Annotated in this window: 17 protein-coding genes; 4 read left to right on the plus strand and 13 right to left on the minus strand. The window is 69.2% G+C overall.

Features of this window, described 5'->3' with window-relative positions; all coding sequences use genetic code 11:
- Nucleotides 1-4: 4 nt before the first annotated feature.
- The 6 genes from Pth03_RS21195 to Pth03_RS21220 are packed head-to-tail and all read right to left on the minus strand — an operon-like array spanning nucleotide 5 to nucleotide 5,389.
- Nucleotides 5-709 carry a GNAT family N-acetyltransferase gene (locus Pth03_RS21195; protein ID WP_239119237.1) on the minus strand — a complete coding sequence of 235 codons (705 nt, stop codon included), beginning with the start codon at nucleotides 707-709 and terminating at the stop codon, nucleotides 5-7.
- Nucleotides 706-1,626 carry an NADP-dependent oxidoreductase gene (locus Pth03_RS21200; protein ID WP_203946073.1) on the minus strand — a complete coding sequence of 307 codons (921 nt, stop codon included), beginning with the start codon at nucleotides 1,624-1,626 and terminating at the stop codon, nucleotides 706-708. The genes Pth03_RS21195 and Pth03_RS21200 overlap by 4 nt, the downstream gene beginning before the upstream one ends.
- Before the next feature lie 13 nt (nucleotides 1,627-1,639).
- Complete coding sequence (locus Pth03_RS21205; RefSeq protein ID WP_203946074.1) at nucleotides 1,640-2,620, minus strand: ABC transporter substrate-binding protein; 981 nt, start codon at nucleotides 2,618-2,620, stop codon at nucleotides 1,640-1,642.
- 44 nt (nucleotides 2,621-2,664) lie between these two features.
- Nucleotides 2,665-3,426, minus strand: a complete 762-nt coding sequence (locus Pth03_RS21210) for an amino acid ABC transporter ATP-binding protein (protein WP_275413155.1) — start codon at nucleotides 3,424-3,426, stop codon at nucleotides 2,665-2,667.
- A complete protein-coding gene (locus Pth03_RS21215; protein WP_203946075.1) occupies nucleotides 3,423-4,292 on the minus strand; it encodes an amino acid ABC transporter permease in 870 nt (289 codons plus the stop codon). Before Pth03_RS21215 ends, Pth03_RS21210 begins: the two co-directional genes overlap by 4 nt.
- Entirely contained in the window at nucleotides 4,289-5,389 is a 1,101-nt protein-coding gene (locus Pth03_RS21220; protein ID WP_203946076.1) for an LLM class flavin-dependent oxidoreductase, read from the minus strand. The genes Pth03_RS21215 and Pth03_RS21220 overlap by 4 nt, the downstream gene beginning before the upstream one ends.
- A 280-nt stretch (nucleotides 5,390-5,669) precedes the next feature.
- On the opposite strand from Pth03_RS21220, the gene Pth03_RS21225 reads away from it, so the two are divergent.
- Nucleotides 5,670-6,197, plus strand: a complete 528-nt coding sequence (locus Pth03_RS21225) for a MarR family winged helix-turn-helix transcriptional regulator (RefSeq protein WP_203946077.1) — start codon at nucleotides 5,670-5,672, stop codon at nucleotides 6,195-6,197.
- Here Pth03_RS21225 and Pth03_RS21230 read toward each other — a convergent pair.
- Nucleotides 6,156-7,346 carry an MFS transporter gene (locus Pth03_RS21230; protein ID WP_203946078.1) on the minus strand — a complete coding sequence of 397 codons (1,191 nt, stop codon included), beginning with the start codon at nucleotides 7,344-7,346 and terminating at the stop codon, nucleotides 6,156-6,158. The genes Pth03_RS21225 and Pth03_RS21230 overlap by 42 nt on opposite strands.
- A 59-nt stretch (nucleotides 7,347-7,405) precedes the next feature.
- Between Pth03_RS21230 and Pth03_RS21235 the strand changes: the two genes are divergently transcribed.
- Together Pth03_RS21235 and Pth03_RS21240 are read left to right on the plus strand one after the other, a co-directional pair.
- A complete protein-coding gene (locus Pth03_RS21235) occupies nucleotides 7,406-8,377 on the plus strand; it encodes an ArsR/SmtB family transcription factor (RefSeq protein ID WP_203946079.1) in 972 nt (323 codons plus the stop codon).
- Between the two features lie 50 nt (nucleotides 8,378-8,427).
- Entirely contained in the window at nucleotides 8,428-8,973 is a 546-nt protein-coding gene (locus tag Pth03_RS21240) for a dihydrofolate reductase family protein (protein ID WP_203946080.1), read from the plus strand.
- Here Pth03_RS21240 and Pth03_RS21245 read toward each other — a convergent pair.
- Nucleotides 8,955-9,860 (minus strand): NAD(P)-dependent oxidoreductase, encoded by a 906-nt coding sequence (locus Pth03_RS21245; protein WP_203946081.1) that lies wholly within the window; start codon nucleotides 9,858-9,860, stop codon nucleotides 8,955-8,957. The two genes, Pth03_RS21240 and Pth03_RS21245, sit on opposite strands and share 19 nt — an antisense overlap.
- 109 nt (nucleotides 9,861-9,969) lie before the next feature.
- Here Pth03_RS21245 and Pth03_RS21250 point away from each other — a divergent pair, with 109 nt between their 5' ends.
- On the plus strand, nucleotides 9,970-10,611 hold the full coding sequence (locus tag Pth03_RS21250) for a TetR/AcrR family transcriptional regulator (RefSeq protein WP_239119239.1): 642 nt from the start codon (nucleotides 9,970-9,972) through the stop codon (nucleotides 10,609-10,611).
- Here Pth03_RS21250 and Pth03_RS21255 read toward each other — a convergent pair.
- The 5 genes from Pth03_RS21255 to Pth03_RS21275 all read right to left on the minus strand — a co-directional run bounded on the left by Pth03_RS21255 (nucleotide 10,565) and on the right by Pth03_RS21275 (nucleotide 16,334).
- Nucleotides 10,565-11,230, minus strand: coding sequence for an amino acid ABC transporter permease (locus Pth03_RS21255; protein WP_203946082.1), 666 nt, complete (start codon nucleotides 11,228-11,230; stop codon nucleotides 10,565-10,567). The two genes, Pth03_RS21250 and Pth03_RS21255, sit on opposite strands and share 47 nt — an antisense overlap.
- Nucleotides 11,230-11,901, minus strand: a complete 672-nt coding sequence (locus tag Pth03_RS21260; protein WP_239119251.1) for an amino acid ABC transporter permease — start codon at nucleotides 11,899-11,901, stop codon at nucleotides 11,230-11,232. Before Pth03_RS21260 ends, Pth03_RS21255 begins: the two co-directional genes overlap by 1 nt.
- Before the next feature lie 40 nt (nucleotides 11,902-11,941).
- Nucleotides 11,942-12,838: a transporter substrate-binding domain-containing protein gene (locus tag Pth03_RS21265; RefSeq protein ID WP_203946084.1), complete on the minus strand. Its 897-nt coding sequence runs from the start codon at nucleotides 12,836-12,838 to the stop codon at nucleotides 11,942-11,944.
- Nucleotides 12,839-12,888: 50 nt separating this feature from the next.
- Nucleotides 12,889-13,647 carry an amino acid ABC transporter ATP-binding protein gene (locus tag Pth03_RS21270; protein WP_275413156.1) on the minus strand — a complete coding sequence of 253 codons (759 nt, stop codon included), beginning with the start codon at nucleotides 13,645-13,647 and terminating at the stop codon, nucleotides 12,889-12,891.
- An 80-nt stretch (nucleotides 13,648-13,727) separates the two neighbouring features.
- On the minus strand, nucleotides 13,728-16,334 hold the full coding sequence (locus Pth03_RS21275; protein ID WP_203946085.1) for a M14 family metallopeptidase: 2,607 nt from the start codon (nucleotides 16,332-16,334) through the stop codon (nucleotides 13,728-13,730).
- Nucleotides 16,335-16,458 lie beyond the last annotated feature (124 nt).

Here is a 16,458-nt window from a genome sequence, read left to right on the forward strand (position 1 = left end):
TCTGTCAGCCCTGGGACGCGCCGGTCAGTTCGTCCTCCGGAACCCGGAAGGCGCTGAACGTCGTCGTACGCCGCAGGACGAACCCGAGCGACTCATACAGCCGGATCGCGGTGACGTTGCTCGCCGCCGCGTGCAGGAACGGGGTCTCGCCACGTGCCCTGATGCCGGCGGCGACGGCCAGAACGAGGCGGGTCGCCAGACCCTGGCCGCGGAACTCCGCGTCGGTGCACACGGCGCTGATCTCGGTCCAGCCGGGCGGGTGCAGCCGCTCCCCCGCCATGGCGATCAGTGCCCCGCTCCGGCGGATGCCCAGGTACTCGCCCAGCTCGACGGTGCGCGGCAGGAACGGGCCCGGCTGGGCACGTCCGGCGAGGTCGAGCATCTCGGGTGCGTCGTCCGGCGTGAGCCGTACCACCTCGTCGTCCGCCGCGCCCCGCACGCCTTCGCCTGACATCTGGACGCCGGGCATGGCCATGACCACCTCCCAGCCGGGCGGCGGCGCCGTCGTGACCCCCGCCACGGACACCATGGCGCCCGGGCCGGCGAACGCGGCGATGTCGTCCCAGTCGGCGGACGACGGCTCGCCGCCGACCGCCAGGAACGGGGACATGTCGACCGGATAGCGACGGACACCACCATGCACTTCGGCCAGATGGGCATGTGGGCCGGTGAGCGAGGCCCACACGGGGTTGTCGAGCGGGTGCGTCACCCGGTCACCTCTATCACGATCTTGCCCTGCGCATGCCCGTCCTCCACGGCGCGCAGCGCCGAGGCCGCCTCCTCCAGCGGGTAGGTGGCGGTCACGTACGGCAGAAGCACTTCCTCGACGGCCAGGGCCGCGACGGCCTCCAGCACCTCGCGGTTGCGCTTGCGCTCCACGGGCTGCCCGCCGAGCAGCTGTACCGTGGCGCGGTCGGCGGCGGTGATCAGCGCGCGGCGGTCCTCGAGCAGCTCCGCCGCCTCCGCGAGAGCGTCACCGCCGACCAGGTCGAACACCGCGTCCACGCCCTCGGGCGCGACCTTCCTGATCTGGTCCCCGGCGCCCGGCCCGTACGGGACGTGGACGGCGCCGAGCGACTCGACGAAGTCCCTCTTGGCGGGTGAGGCGGTGCCGATCACCCGCAGGCCCTCGTGCCGGGCTATCTGTGCGGCGGCGACGCCCACGCCGCCGCCCACACCCGTGATCAGCAGCGCGGCGCCCGGGGGCAGACCGAGCTGGTGCACGCCGTCGTAGGCGGTGGCCGCCGCCACGGGGAGCGTCGCGGCGTCCACGAACGACAGACCCGCGGGCTTGCGTGCGGTGAGCTCGACCGGCAGCAGGGTGTATTCGGCGTAGCCGCCGGTCACGGGGTTGCCGAACACCTCGTCCCCGGGCTGGAAGTCCGTGACTCCGGGGCCGACCTCGACGACCACCCCGGCCGCCTCGCTGCCGAGAACCGCGGGCAGCGGGGGCGGCGTGGCGCCCGCCGGGACGTATCCGCTCCGCCGTTTCCAGTCCACCGGGTTCACACCCGCGGCCCGTACCGCGATCAGCACCTGGCCGGCCGCCGGCACGGGCCGGGGCAGGTCGGCGAACTCTTCGACTTCGGGGCCGCCATGGGCCCGGTACACGTACGCCTTCGGCATGGTCTTTCCTTGGTCAGCTCGACTGGCGGGGCAGTCCCGGCGGGTTGATCTGTGACTCGGGAATCGCCTCGTTGCCCAGACCCCAACGGTCCAGCACTTCCTTGTATTTCCCGTTCTCGATCACTGTGTTCAGCGCCTCATTGAGGGGTTTGACCAGGCCGTTGTCCTTCTTGGTCATCGCGGCGATGAGGCCTTGCAGGTCGGGGCCTGCGCCCGAGAAGGTGCCGGCGATGCGCGAGTCGCCGCTCACCGCGATGTTGTAGGCGATCGATGGGTTGGGCCCGAAGTACGCCTGGATGCGGCCGGACTTCAGCGCCAGGAGGGCGTCGCCGTACTTGTTGTAGTACTGGATCTCGGTGTCCTTGAGACCGGCTTCCTTGTTCTGCTCGACCCAGTCGAGAAGGATCTTCTCCTGGTTGGTGCCGGCGCCGACCGAGACGCGCAGCCCGGCGATGTCGGCGGGCTTGGTGATCTGCCTGATCGGACTGCCCGCCGGAACCTGCCAGGCCAGCTGGTCGATCCGGTAGGTGGCGAAATCGTAGATGTCCTTGCGTTCCTCGGTCACCGTGACGTTGTTGAAGACGACCTCCAGCTTGCCCGACTTGACGCCGAGGAAGAGGTTCTCCCACGAGCTGACCTCCGGCTTCAGCTCCAGTCCGAGGACGTCGGCGACGAGCTGGGCGATGTCGGTCTCCACCCCGATGAACGTCGTGTCGTCGTCGGCGAGGAAGTTCAGCGGCGGAGCCCCCTCCCCGCTGTAGCCGACGACGAGCCTGCCGTCCGCGGCGACGGCGGCGGGCACCTGCGCGGCGATGGAGTCCACCTTCTCCGCGCGCACCCGGTTCTGCTCGGGCCCGGTGTTGATCTTCTTGCCCGCCACGGTGGGCGCGGCGCTCGCGGTGTCGCCCTTGAGGGCGACCGTCGGCTCGGCGCCGCACGCGGCGGACACGCCGACGAGCACCGCGACGACCACGGCCAGGAGGAATGCGGGCATGACGGAAGCCCGCCTGGCTGAAAGGCGCATGAAGGTTCCTAGGGTCAGAGGACTTTGCCGATGAAGGCGCGGGTGCGCTCGTGTCGCGGGCTGTCGAGGACCTGCGACGGCGGTCCCTGTTCGAGGATCCGGCCGGCGTCCATGAAGACGACGGTGTCGGCCACCTCGCGGGCGAAGCCGATCTCATGGGTGACGACGAGCATGGTGGTGCCGGTGCGGGCCAGGTCCTTCATCACTTCGAGGACCTCGCCCACGAGTTCGGGGTCGAGCGCCGAGGTCGGCTCGTCGAAGAGCACGACCTTCGGTTCCAGCGCGAGCGCGCGGGCGATGGCGACGCGCTGCTGCTGGCCGCCGGACAGGGTGCGCGGGTAGGCGTCGGCCTTGTCGGCCAGTCCCACACGGTCGAGCAGCCGGGTCACCAGGGCGTCGACCTCGGCCCTGCGCCGCCGCTGGGCCGAGAGCGGCGCCTCGGCGACGTTCTGCCGCACGGTGAGGTGCGGGAAAAGGTTGAAGCTCTGGAAGACGAAGCCGATCTTCGTACGCTGCCGGAGGATCTCCAGCTCGTGCAGCTCGTGCAGCTGGCCGCCCGCTCGCCGGTATCCGACCAGCTCTCCCTCGATCTCGACCGTGCCCGACTCCACCTTCTCCAGATGGTTGATCGTGCGCAGCAACGTCGACTTCCCCGAGCCGGACGGTCCGAGGATCACGGCGACCTCGCCCTGCCGCACGCTCAGGCTCACGCCGCGCAGCACGTGAAGCGGGCCGAACCTCTTGTGCACGTCGTGCAGCTCCACCATCGAGGTCATGAGCGGCCCCTGCCGTAATGCCGCTCGACGTAGTACTGCACGGCCGACAACGCCGTGGTCAGGACGAGATACCAGACGGCCGCCACCAGGAGGAGTGCCATCACCCTGCCGTTGCGCATGTAGATGACCTGCACCTGATAGAACAACTCGGGCAGCGCCATGATGTAGACGACGGACGTGCCCTTGACCAGGCCGATGATCTCGTTGCCCGCGTTCGGCACGATGGTGCGCATCGCCTGCGGCAGGATGACCCGGAAAAGCCGCCGGACGCGTGGGATGCCCAGTGCCGCCGCGGCCTCCCGCTGGCCCGGATCCACCGACAGCAGCCCCCCGCGTACGATCTCGGCGGCGTAGGCCGCCTGGTGGAGTGCCAGTCCGAGCGCGGCGGCGGTGAGCGGCCCGATGAGGTCCATGGTGCCGATGTCGAAGAAGCCGGGCCCGAAGGGGACCCCGAACGACAACCGTGGATACAGCAGCGCCAGGTTGTACCAGAACAGCAGTTGCAGGATCAGTGGCACCGAACGGAAGAACCACACATAGCCCCAGGCCACCGAGGACAGCAGCCGATTGGGCGACAGGCGCATCAGGGCCAGCACGGTTCCCAGGGCGAATCCCAGGACGATGCCGAGCGCCGTCAGCTCCAGGGTGAGCACGACCGAGCGCAGCACCGAGGGCGCGAACAGGTACTGGCCGACGACGTCCCACTCCCACGCGGGATTGGTGACCAGCGAGTTGCCCGCCATCGCGAGCAGCAGCAGCACGCCGCCGCCCGCGATCCAGCGCAGCGGATGGCGCCTCGGGACGACGCGTAACGCGGGCTCGTCCCGCTGGACGGCCAGCTCGGCCGTGGCGCCCGGCAGCGTCATGATCCCACCGGGCTCGGCGTCTTGGCCCGGTCGCGCGCCGCCACCCCTTCGCGGACGAGCGGAATGACATGGCGGCCGAAGTCGATGGCGTCGTCGAGGATGTCGTAGCCGCGCGCGGAGAGGATCTCCACGCCGAGGTCGTAGTAGTCGAGCAGCGCCTCGGCGACGGTCTCGGGCGTGCCGACGAGCGCGTTGGAGTTACCGGCGCCGCCGGTCGCCGCGGCGGTCGGCGTCCATAACGCGCGGTCGTGACGCTCGCCTCTCGCGGCCACCTCCAGGAGCCGTTGCGATCCCGTGTTCTGCGGCGCCCCGGACAGACGTCGCCTGTTCGCCCCGACGCGCTGCAGGTCGCCCAGGATGCGGTGCGCCTTCTCCCAGGCCAGCTCCTCCGTCGGGGCGATGATCGGCCGGAACGCGACCTGGATCTTCGGAATGTCCGTACGGCCGGCCCGCCGCGCCTCCTCCTTGATGGAGGAGATCTGCTGTGCGGTGTCGGCCAGCGGTTCGCCCCACAGGCAGTAGATGTCGGCTTCCGCGCCGCCCGCCTCGTACGCCACCGGCGACGATCCGCCGAAGGAGACCAGCGGGCGCGGTTCCTGGACCGGGAACACGTCGGACACGAAGTCCTTGAACGAGTAGTGCTCACCGTCGTGGTCGAAGGGCTCCCGCGAGGTCCAGCCCTTCTTGACGATCTGGATGTATTCCCTGGTCCGGGAGTAGCGGTCGTCCTTGGTCAGGAAGTCGCCCTCCCTACCCTGCTCGTGGTCGTTGCCGCCGGTGATGAAGTGCACGGTCAGCCGTCCGTCGCTGATCTGGTCGAGCGTGGCGAACGTCTTGAGGGCGTACGTCGGATACGACACGTTCGGCCGATGGGCCAGGAGGATCCCCAGGTCCGGCACGCTCGTGGCGACGTACGCGGCGGCCTGGGCCGGGTCGGGCGACCCGGACCCGTAGGCGAACAGGACGCGGTCCCAGCCGTACTCCTGATGAGCCCGGGCCAGGCGGAGCGTGTACTGCTTGTCGAAGGAGGGACCGGAGCGCGGCGACGTTTCCGAGCCGTCGTTGGTCCCGCCGATGCCGAGAAACTCGACAGGCATGGCGAGCTGCCTTTCTGCGTGGCGTGGACAGCTTCACCTCAACACACCGCCCTATTTCAGTCAAGACCTACTTGTTTAGTGGGTTATTCGCCGGGCCCGCTCGCTCTCCCGGGGAGCGGCGACTCCCCGTCAACAACGCGCACACTTTTCAGCCACAAATTGTCGAGATGTATGCGATTCAATGTGGCGATCGACGCAGCCCGCCAATCGCGGGACGATCGGAGCGAGCCAAGAAAAGCAGGCGTCCGGCCCGAAACGGGTCTGATCAGGAGATATCACCTTGCCACGCCGAATCCCCCCATTCACCCAGCCCGATGACCTCACCCCGGAGGAGGCGGCGGCCTGGGACCTCTTCCTCCGCGTTCTCCTCGTGACTCCCCACATGCTCGACACCGACCTGCAAGCCCGGCAGGGGCTCAATCTCAACGAGTTCGGCACACTGCTGGCCCTGGCCAAAGCACCCGATCAGCGGCTCCGGTTGGCCGACCTGGCCGAGGCGGTCATGATGTCCGCCGCCGGCATCACCCGGGTCACCGACCGCCTTTCCCGCGACGGAATGGTCGAGCGCATCCGGTGTGCGGACGACCGGCGGGGAGCCTATGCCGCCCTCACCGACCAGGGGGCCGACCGCCTGGCGGAGGCATATTCGACGCATCTGGACAGCATCCGCCGCCGCGTTCTAGACGAGTTCGACGAAGCGATCCTGCTCGCACTGGCGCGAGCGATGCCCAAGCTCAACGAATGGCTCAGCTCAACGAGTGGCTCGTCACCCTGGACTGAACGCCTCAGTTCGGGGCCGGCGGCCTGATCGCAGGCGCGGCGCCAGGCAGAGGGTGACCGCCACCGAGATTGCCGCCATCACGGCCATCGCGGCCGACGGCGACGTCTGCTCGGCGACGGCGCCCGCGATGGCGGCGCCCACGCCCTGCATGGTGAGCAGGCCGGAGGAGTGCAGGCCGAGCGCCTGCCCGCTCAGCTCGTTCGGGGTCAGGGACATCAGACGCTCCTGCAGCAGCAGGCTCGCCGAGTATCCGACCGACGCGAGCGCGACGGCCGCCGCCGCGACCGGCAGCGCCGGGTGCACGACGAAGACCAGGTACGGCACCGCGAGTAACAGGCGTAGCGGGGCGCCGAGCCGTTCCCTCCACCGCTGGGGCATGAACCGGCCGGTCACCGTGTCGCCGGCCAGCATTCCGAGTGCCGCGCAGGCGAACAGAAGTCCGGCGTGCTCGGGAGCGTACGAGATGTAGAGCGACTCACAACCGACGATCAGCCCGTTGGGCACCCAGAGCGCGAGGTAGACGTATCGGCGGGGCGGCGAGGCCCACAGCCGGGCATTGGTGCGCCACGTCTCGGCGATCGACGCCCGCCCCGCAGCACGCGGCGGACGGCGGCTGAGCCCGATCCGCGCGACCGCCGCGGCGGCGAGGTCCAGTGCCGCGGCGGTGAGCAGCGTGCCGTGCGGCGAAAGCGCCGCGACGAGCAGGCCGCCGACCGCGAACCCGCAGATCTGCATGGCGCCGACCGACATGTTGAGCACCGATCGGCCGAGCAGGTACCCGTCCTTCGCGAGGATCTCGTTGAGCAGGCCGTAGCGCACCCCGCCGGCCAGGGCACCGGTCATGCCGAGGCCGAAGGCGATCGCGAAGACGGCCCAGACGGAAAGTCCCGGGATGGCCAGGGCCGCGGTTCCGACTCCGAAAAGCAGCGCCGTGCCGGCCAGCGCGGCCCGCGGCGGCAGCCGGTCGGCTGCCGACAAAAGCGTCGCCGCGCCGAGCACCTGGGCGAGCGAGGGGCCGAACACGGCCAGGGCGGACAGCAGCGGTGAGCCGGTCTCGGTGTAGACCGCTGTGCCCAACGCCAGTCCGCTCACCGTCGAGGCCGCCACCTGCACGGAGACGGTCAGGAACAGCGGCGTGAACTCCGGTGTCCGGAACAGTTCTCGATACGTACGCACCGGTGCAGTCTCGGCGGACTCGCCGCGGCGGCGTTATTGTTTCGCGGGGAGGCGAAACGATGGGCTTGTGGGTGGTCAACGCCGACACTCTCGCGGGAAGCCGCTTCGTCATCTCCCCTCTCGCCGAGACCATGGCGAGCCTGATCACCCTCGTGAACGGGACGGCCGCGCATCCCGGGGAGCGGCCGTGGCTCGACGCCCACCGGCCCGCCTACCAGAACCGGCTGGCCGCCGATCCGGACACCGCGCTGCTCCTGTGGGCGTCGATGGGACGTGGCTGGATCGCGGACTTCCTCACCCCCACGCCTTCCGGCGACGGCGAGCCGGCCTTCGAGGACGAACTGGCCCGCGTACGTGAGGCCCCGGCCGAGGCCGTCAAGGACCACCTGGCGGTGTCGCTGCGCGGCCCGCTGCCACGCCGCCTGGACCGGCCCGACCTGGCGCGACGCGCCGCCGGCCTGCTGGAGTGGGTGTGGACGGAGACGGTCCTTCCGTACTGGCCGAGGCGCCGCCGCGTCATCGAGGCCGAAGTCGTCGCCAGGACCCGGCAACTGGGCGACGGCGGCTGGGCCGCGGTGCTGGACGACCTGCGTCCCGGGATGCGCTGGCTCGGGAACGGCAAGCTGCAGATCAACGCGCACGACTACCCGCCCAGGGAGATCAGCGGGGCGCAGCTGTTCCTGGTGCCGGTCACGCCGCGCGCGGGCTGGGTGTCGTGGGACAGTCCGCACCGGTACGCGGTGGTGTACCCGTGCTCGGGCCCGCTGGCCGGTGGGGGCACGGCGTCGGTGCCGGAATCCCTGGGCAGGCTGCTCGGACCGGCGCGGGCGGGGGTGCTCGTCCTCCTCGGCGCTCCGAAGAGCACGACCCAACTCGTGGCGCTGACCGGCCAGGGCTTGGGATCGGTGGGCCGCCACCTCAAGGTCCTGCTCGACGCGGGCCTGGTCGAACGGCGGCGCGCCGGGCGGTCGGTGCTCTACTACCGGACGCCCGCCGGCGAGGTCGTGGTGAAGGCGGCCGAGCGACGGTAGACGCCGTTCCCCGTGCCGTGATGGGATCGCCGCGATGGAAGGGAGCAGGCATGCTGATCTACTCGACGATCGCGTCGCTCGACGGTTACACAGCCGATTCAGAAGGCAAGTTCGACTGGGCCGCGCCGGACGAGGAGGTGCACGCCTTCGTCAACGACCTGGAGCGCGAGATCGGGACGTACCTGTACGGGCGCCGGATGTACGAGGTCATGCACTTCTGGGAGACGGTTTCCCTCGACGGGCAGTCGCCCGCGGTGCGAGATTACGCCGGGATATGGCGTTCCGCGGACAAGGTCGTCTATTCGAGCACTCTGCAAACCGTGTCGAGTGCGCGGACGCGGATCGAGCCGCGTTTCGACCCCGAGGCCGTCCAGGCGCTGAAAGAGCGCGGGAACGTCAGCGTGGGCGGTCCGACTCTCGCCGCCCACGCGATACGGGCGGGCCTGGTGGACGAATACCACCTGTTCGTCACGCCCGTCGTCGTGGGCGGAGGCACACCGGTCTTCCCGGAAGGGGTTCGCGCCAGGCTCGACATAGCCGATGAGCGCCGCTTCGCCGGCGGCGTTGTGTACCTGCGCTACCGGGCGTCGAGCTGATTTCCGGCCTCCGGCCGAGCCTTGGTGCGCGCCTCGATGGCATGCAGGACGGCCGCCATGTCGGCGCTCCCGTGCCCCAGCGTGACGGTTTCGTCGAAGAGCGCGTGGCAGACGTCCAGCAGCGGTGACGCCAGGCCGGACCGCCTGGCCGCTTCGGCGATCAGCCTGTTGTTCTTCAGGACGTCCGCCGCCGCGGCCTGGACGGCGAAGTCCCGGTCCAGCAGCTTCGAGGCCTTTATACGGGAGACGTCGCTGGCCATCGGACCGGCCCCGAGCACGTCGACGAACCGCTCCCTGTCCAGCCCGTACCGGTCGGCGAAGTGAAACGCCTCCGTGAGACCGGTCACCATGGTGATCAGGAAAAGGTTCACTGCGAGCTTCATGAGCAGCGCGTTCGGCACTGGCCCGCAGACGAACGTCGCGTGGCACATCGGTCCGAGCAGCGGGCGGACCTCCTCCACGGCGGCGTCCTCCCCGGCCAGCATCGCCACGAGGCGACCCGCCTCCGCCGGTTGCCGCGAGCCGGAGACGGGAGCCTCCACGTACCTGCCGCCGGCCGTACGGATGTCGGCGTCGAGCCCGGATGAGTACTCCGGAGACGTCGTCCCCATGTGGACGATCGTGTGTCCTGCGACGTTCGCCGCGAAGTCCGGCGTGCCACGGCCCAGCGTGGAGTCGATCGCGACGCCGTCGGCCAGCATGAGGAAGACCACGCGGGCCGCCAGGAAGACCTCGGCGGGAGTCCGCGCGACCGTGGCGCCCGCCGCACGAAGAGGCCCGCTCCTGTCGGCGGTGCGGTTCCACACGACGAGATCCGTCCCCGCCCTGGCGAGGTTGAGCGCCATGGGCTGCCCCATGACACCGAGGCCGATGAAACCGACGACCACCCTGCACCGCCATCTCAGGTCATGCCCCGGGGGACACCGGGCCGTCCGCCTATGACAACCGTCATAATAGCCCCGACGGCGGGGTCGCTCCTTTCACCTGGAGGTCCACATGGCGGTGTCCGGACGAGGACCGCGCGAGCGGATGGTCTTCAGCGCGGCCCAGCTCATACGGCGCGACGGAGTGACCGCGACGGGCATGCGCGACGTGGTCGCGCATGCGCAGGCGCCCCGGGGTTCGCTTCAGCACTACTTCCCGGGAGGCAAGCGGCAACTCGTCGACGAGGCGGTGGCCTGGGCCGGCCGCTACGCCGCCAAGCGGGTCGCGCGTTTCCTCGACGAGATGCCCGAGCCGTCGCCGAGCGGGCTGTTCGCCGCGATGGTGCGCCAGTGGACCGACGAGTATCAGACGACCGGGTTCGCAGCCGGATGCCCCGTCGCCGCGGCGACGGTCGACTGCGCCCATGGCGCCGACGCCACCAGGGAAGCCGCCGCGGCGGCGTTCGCGTGCTGGAGCCAGCCGGTGGCCCAGGCGCTGACGGAGATGGGCGTGCCGGCCGGGCGGGCCGAGTCGCTCGCCACTCTCATGATCAGCGCACTCGAGGGAGCGATACTGATCGCCAGAGCCGAGCAGGACGTGCGCGCCCTGACCACCGTGGCACAGGAACTCGGGCCCCTCCTCGACGCCGCCTCCCGCGGAAGACCCTTCACGCCCGCTGAAGCGAGCGCTCCAGCCGGCGGGAGAGAAACGTGAGCGGAAGGCAGATGACGAAGTAGACGACGAGAACCGCCCCCAGGATCGGTATCGCATGGGTGGCACCGGTGGAGAGGGTGAGCCGTTCGATCGAGCGTTGCGACGCCTGCAGGAGGTCCAGCACGCCGATGACCGTGGCCAGCGAGGTCTGCTGCGTGAGGTTGACGACCAGCCCGACCAGCGGCGGCAGGGCCCGCCGTACCGCCTGAGGAAAGACCACGTGCCGCATGCGCCGCCCCCAGGGGAAACCCAGCGCCGCGGCCGCGTCGGCCTGGCCGTGGGGCACGGACTGCACCGCTCCGCGTACGACTTCCGCGACGTTGGCACTGCCCCACAGGCACAGGCCGATCGCGGCCGCGACGAACGTGTCGAACCTCAGGCCGATGACCGGCAGCACGAAGAAGATGAAGAAGAGGGTGACGATGATCGGCAGGCCACGCCAGATCTCGACGTAACAGCGCACCGCCAGCCGTACGGCCCTGCTGGGCAGGACGAGCAGCGCGCCCAGCAGGGTGCCCAGCACCACGCTCACGGCGATGCTCACGGCCGCGAGCGCGAGCGTCGTCACGAGGCCCGTGGCCATGTAGCGGGCCACGGGACCCACCCAGAGCGGCATCATCAGTGCCCCCCGGGAATGGCGAAACGACGCTCGACCAGCCCCGCTCCCAGGGAGAAGATCCAGACCAACCCCAGGTAGACGACGCCGATGGCGATGAACACCTCGAACGCGCGGAACGTGACGGAGACGATGTCGACAGCGGTGTCGGTCAGCTCCGGATAGCCGATGGCGATCATGAAGGACGAGTTCTTGAAGACGGAGATGAGGGTGTTGGTCACCGAGGGCAGGGCCGTACGCGTGCCGAGCGGCAGAACGACCCGGCGGAAGGAGGCGAGTTCGGAGAAGCCGAGGGCCCGGCACGCCTCCACGTATTTCGGGTCGACCGCCTCGAAACCGGCCCGGAAGTTCTCCGCGTTGTAGGCGCCTCCCCACAACACGAGCGAGAGCCACCCGACGGTGAAGGCGCTGAGCTTGACCCCGGCCTCGGGCAGGGCGAAGTAGAGGAAGAAGATCTGGACCAGCAGCGGCGTGTTCCGGAACACCTCCACGTACGCCCCGATCCCCTGGCGGACGACCGGGATCCGTAACGCGCTCGCCGCACCGAGGAGCCCGCCGACGGCGAGCGCCCCGGCCGTGCCGACGGCACTGATGGCGAGCGTGCGGGCGAGGCCCTGCCCGAGCGGGCCGAGGTGAGAGAAGACGAAACCAGGCTCGAAGTCGACGGCCGTCATCGTCCGCACACGACTCCCGCCCGGCCCGTGTCACACGGCGTCAGCACTGGAAGATGTCTCCGGTCGGGTATTCGAGGCTGTTGCCCGGCCGAGGCACGAACTGCTGGAACTGCTGCTGGACTCCCTTGTCGGTGACCGTCTTCTGGAACGCCGTCCAGAAGTAGTCCTCCGTGCGCATCTTCTCGATGGCGGCGTTCACCCATGTCAGCGTCGCCTTGTCGCCCTTCCGGACGCCCATGCCCCACGGGCTGCCGGCCTTCTCGTCCCCCACGACCTTCGTGTCGGCGTTCTTCGAGGCCAGTTCGGCGAGCAACGTGTCGTCCTGGGCGAACGCCACTCCGCGGTTGCTCCGCATGGCCGAGAACGCCTCGCTCGTCTGCGAGAAGGCCACCTGTTTGGCGGTCTTCACGCACTGGGTCAGCCAGATGCTCGCCGTGGACCCGGTCGTGGTGGTGACCGGCTTGCCCTCCAGGTCGGCGAACGAGGTGATCGGCGAGTCCTTCGGCACCAGGAGCTTCACGCCGCTGTTGAAGTACGGGGTGGAGAAGTCGACGGTCTTGGCCCGCTCAGGGGTGTAGTTCATCGTCGCGATGATGAGGTCGATGCGCTTGGTCGTGAGATACGGCACCCGGTTGGCCCCCGTCACACACTCGAGCTTCACGGAGCCGGGCGTGCCGAAGGCGTATTCGCCGAGCCGGTGCGCGATCTCGATCTCGAACCCGGATTCCTCGCCGCTCTCGCCGATGTAGCCGAAAGGCGGGTAGTCGCATTTCACGCCGACCGTGAGCTGCCCCTTGCCCTGCACGTCGGCCGGGAGCGGGGCGCCGACGTCGACCGGCTTGCCCGAGCCTGTGGTGCCGGCTTCTCCCCCGGCGGAACCGCAACCGGCGGCGGCCACCACGAGAAGGGCCAGCAGCCCGGCGACTTTGGCTTTCACAACGTACTCCTTCCGCCCGCACGCGGCGGGCACCCCGGACGCGGGCCGGGTCATCTCAGAACCTTGCGGAGGAACTGCTGGGTGCGTGCCTGCTGCGGGTCGTCCAGCACGTCGGCCGGGCGGCCCTGTTCGGCGATGACTCCGCCGTCGATGAAGACCAGGCGGTCGCCGAGCTCCCGGGCGAAGCCCATTTCGTGAGTGACGCAGAGCATGGTCATGCCCGAGCGCGCGAGGTCGCGCATGACGTCGAGCACCTCGCTCACCAGCTCCGGGTCGAGCGCGGAGGTGACCTCGTCGAAGAGCATGACGTGGGGGCTCATCATCAGCGCCCGCGCGATGGCGACGCGCTGCTGCTGGCCACCGGACAGCTGCCGCGGGTAGGCGTCCACCTTGTCGGCCAGCCCGACCCGCGACAGGAGGTCGCCGGCCAGCCGCTCGGCCTCCTGCCTGCCGAGCCCGAGCAGCTTGACCGGCGCGAGGGTGAGATTGCCCAGCACCGTCAGATGCGGGAACAGGTTGAACTGCTGGAACACCATGCCGATGCGGCGCCGTATCCGGTTGAGGTCCACCTGCGGCCGGGTGAGGTCCTCCCCTTCCAGGAAGACCTGTCCCGCGGAGATGGGGTCGAGCAGGTTGACGCATCGCAGCAGCGTGCTCTTGCCCCCACCGGACGGGCCGATGATGACGACGACCTCACCGCGGGTGACGGCGAGGTCGATTCCCTTGAGAACCTCCAGCTCGCCGAAGGACTTGCGCACCCCGCGCAGCTCGATCACGGGGTCCTGGTCCGTCGCCGGTGCATGGGTCATTCGGTCTCCCTGAACGAGACGAGCAGCTTGGAGGGGCGGATCCGCCCGGTGCCGTGCCGGGCGGATCCGCGTACGGAGGGTCAGCCGGAGATATGGGCGAACTGCTCGGCGTCGAGCTTCTGCGACGGCCCGTAGTACAGGGAGTTGAACACCATCTTCTGCTCGGCGCGGTTCCAGGTGCGGTACCCGGCCTCGCTGCCGAACGTCACGACGTATCCCTTCCCGACGTGGAAGGCGACGCTGTTGGCCGCGCCGTCGAGGTACTTGCCGCCGATGAGCCAGCCGCTCTGCAGCTGCTCACCGCTGTCGGGATACTTCCCGACGACCTTGGCGTCGTACTTGGCCGGGTCGGTGATCCGGTACGCCTGGTTCCCTTCGAACCAGACCGGGTTGCCGGCGGTCATGCCCCAAGCCACGGGGTCGTCGGTGTCGATCTGCTGGCTGAGCAGGGAGCCCGGCGAGTAGAAGGACGACGAGTCGTTCGGCAGGACCGGCTCGAGGGGCAGCCCGAGCAGGCTCTGCGCCGTGCTCGTGGCGCTGCCGTACGCGACGAGTGTGCCGCCGTTGGTGACGAAGTCGCGCAGCTTGGTCCAGCCGGCGTCGCCCACGCCGTAGGCCCAGCTCCACTCGGGCGGATAGGAGGTCGCGCTCAGCCCGTTGACGATCTTGCTCCTGGAGACGCCGTCGGGCAGCACGATGGCGTCGTACTTGTCGTTCAGATCACCCTGGTAGTCCTGGGCCGAGATGACCTGGTAGTTCACGTGGTACTGGTCGAACATCCACATCAGCCAGCCCGACGGCATGTTGTTCGGCGGCTTGTACAGCCCGATCCGGGTGCCCGGCTTGAGCTGCACGCCGGAGACGCCGGGGAGCTTGGAGATCGTCGACACGGGGATCCCGGTGCTCGCCGACCTGGTCTGCAGGATCCGGCGCGCCTGGTCGGTGGGAGGGATGATGAACGTTCCTGCCGGGAAGTCACGACCGCCGTCGGTGAACTTCTGGGCCGCGCGGAACGTCGGAACACCCTGCTTCTGCAGGTCGGACACGAACTGGAAGGCCCCGTACGACTCGGGACCGAGGACGTAGGCGCCGCTCTTGGCGGGAGGGGCGGGCATCGTCACGGGCGCCGGCTTGATCTGCTTAAGCAGCGTGGTGTCGACGGAGAACGGGTCCTTGACGAGGTCGGCGGTGAAGCCCAGCAGCATCGGCAGCGTCTGCGCTGTCACGTCGTACGGCTCCTGCGGCGGCCCGCCCGGATACTCCGCCAGTTGCGGGTAGTGCTGCACCTCCAGCAGGGTCTTGGCGAAGCCGCCGTACGGCTGCGCCAGGTGGATCACGTAGGAGCCGGCGGGATAGTCCTTGCCGCCCGCCGTGAACGCCGTCCGCGCCTGGCGGATCTCGACCGCCCCGGTGTGCAGGATGTCGAGGGCGTCACGCACGGCCTGCGGGTCACGCTGGTTCGCCGGGATGACGTACGCGTAGGGGTTGGTCTTCGTGACCGCCCTCTGGCCGACCTTGTAGAAGTTGTACAGCCAGGTGTAGGGGTCGTTGGCCAGGTTCTCGACGCCGCTGTAGAAGGTGTTCGACGTGTAGTCGAGGATCTGCCGCAGCGTCCAGGTGTTCTGGTCGTAGGGCTCGATGAAGTTCGTGTCGGGTTGCTGGTCGCCGATCGGACCCGGCCTGGTGTACGGGTAGGCCAGGTTGGAGACGCTGGCCGCCTCGGTGAGGATGCGAACCGAGCCGTGGTAGACCTGGTACTGCCGCGACGGGGACCAGTAGTCGTACGTGGTGCCCCACTGGCCGCCCTTGAGCCCGGCGGCGGTCATCCCGCGCTGCATGGCCATGCCGAGCGCGTTGGTCTGCTGGACCGTGATCGGGTCGATGTTCGGGTCGGACGGCGAGAGGTACGGCGGCGTGAACATCCGCGGCGCACCCGTGCCCGCCTGGTGCGCGTCCTGGAAGACCTGCGGGTGGTACTTGTTCTGGATCGACACCATCAGGCGGCTCTCGACCTGCGTGAACATGAACCAGTCACGGTTGTCGTCGTGGCCGGTGTACTTCTGGTACAGGTCGGGATAGGTCCGGTTGTAGTTCGTGTCGGCCGTGGCGTTGAAATAGTCGTTGACCAGGTGGAGCCCGTCCGGGTTCTGGGACGGCACCATCAGGATGACCGCGTTGTCGAGGATGTGCCTGATGGCCGGCGAGTTGTCGGTCGCGAGCCGGTGCGCGATCTCGATCATCGCCTGGGAGTTGCCGACCTCGGTCGCGTGGATGCCGGCCTGGATGTAGTAGAAGGGCTTTCCCTGCGCCGCGAGCCGCTGCGCCTCTGCTTCGGACAGTCCCCGCGGATCAGCGAGGCGGTCGTTGATCGCGACGAGGCGGTCGAGGTTGTCGAGGTTCTTCTTGGAACTGATGGTGAGCATCACGTAGGGGTAGCCCAGCGTGGTGTCGCCCACCTTCTCGTAGTTGACGCGGTCACTGCCCTTGGCGACGAGCTGGAAGTAGCTCACCATCTTGTCCCACGTCGCAAGATGGCCATCGGAACCGATATGAAAGCCGAAATAGTCGTCTGGGCGGGGAATGCCGGCCGCCGCCGACGCCCCCGCGCTCGATACGGCACCCGCGGTCGTGACCAGAGTGATCACTGCCACGGTGGAGATCGCGAGCTTCCGGAGAGATGCGCGCATCTCGCTCCTTCTGTGTTGCTTGTCCATCCGGCCTCAGGGCCTCCCGATCCGGCGAGGTCGCCGCGCCACGGGCCGGTTCACGTCTGATCACGCACCACCGCGAGGATGTGTGCTCGTCGGGCAG

Source organism: Planotetraspora thailandica, from assembly GCF_016863335.1.
Taxonomy (GTDB): domain Bacteria; phylum Actinomycetota; class Actinomycetes; order Streptosporangiales; family Streptosporangiaceae; genus Planotetraspora; species Planotetraspora thailandica.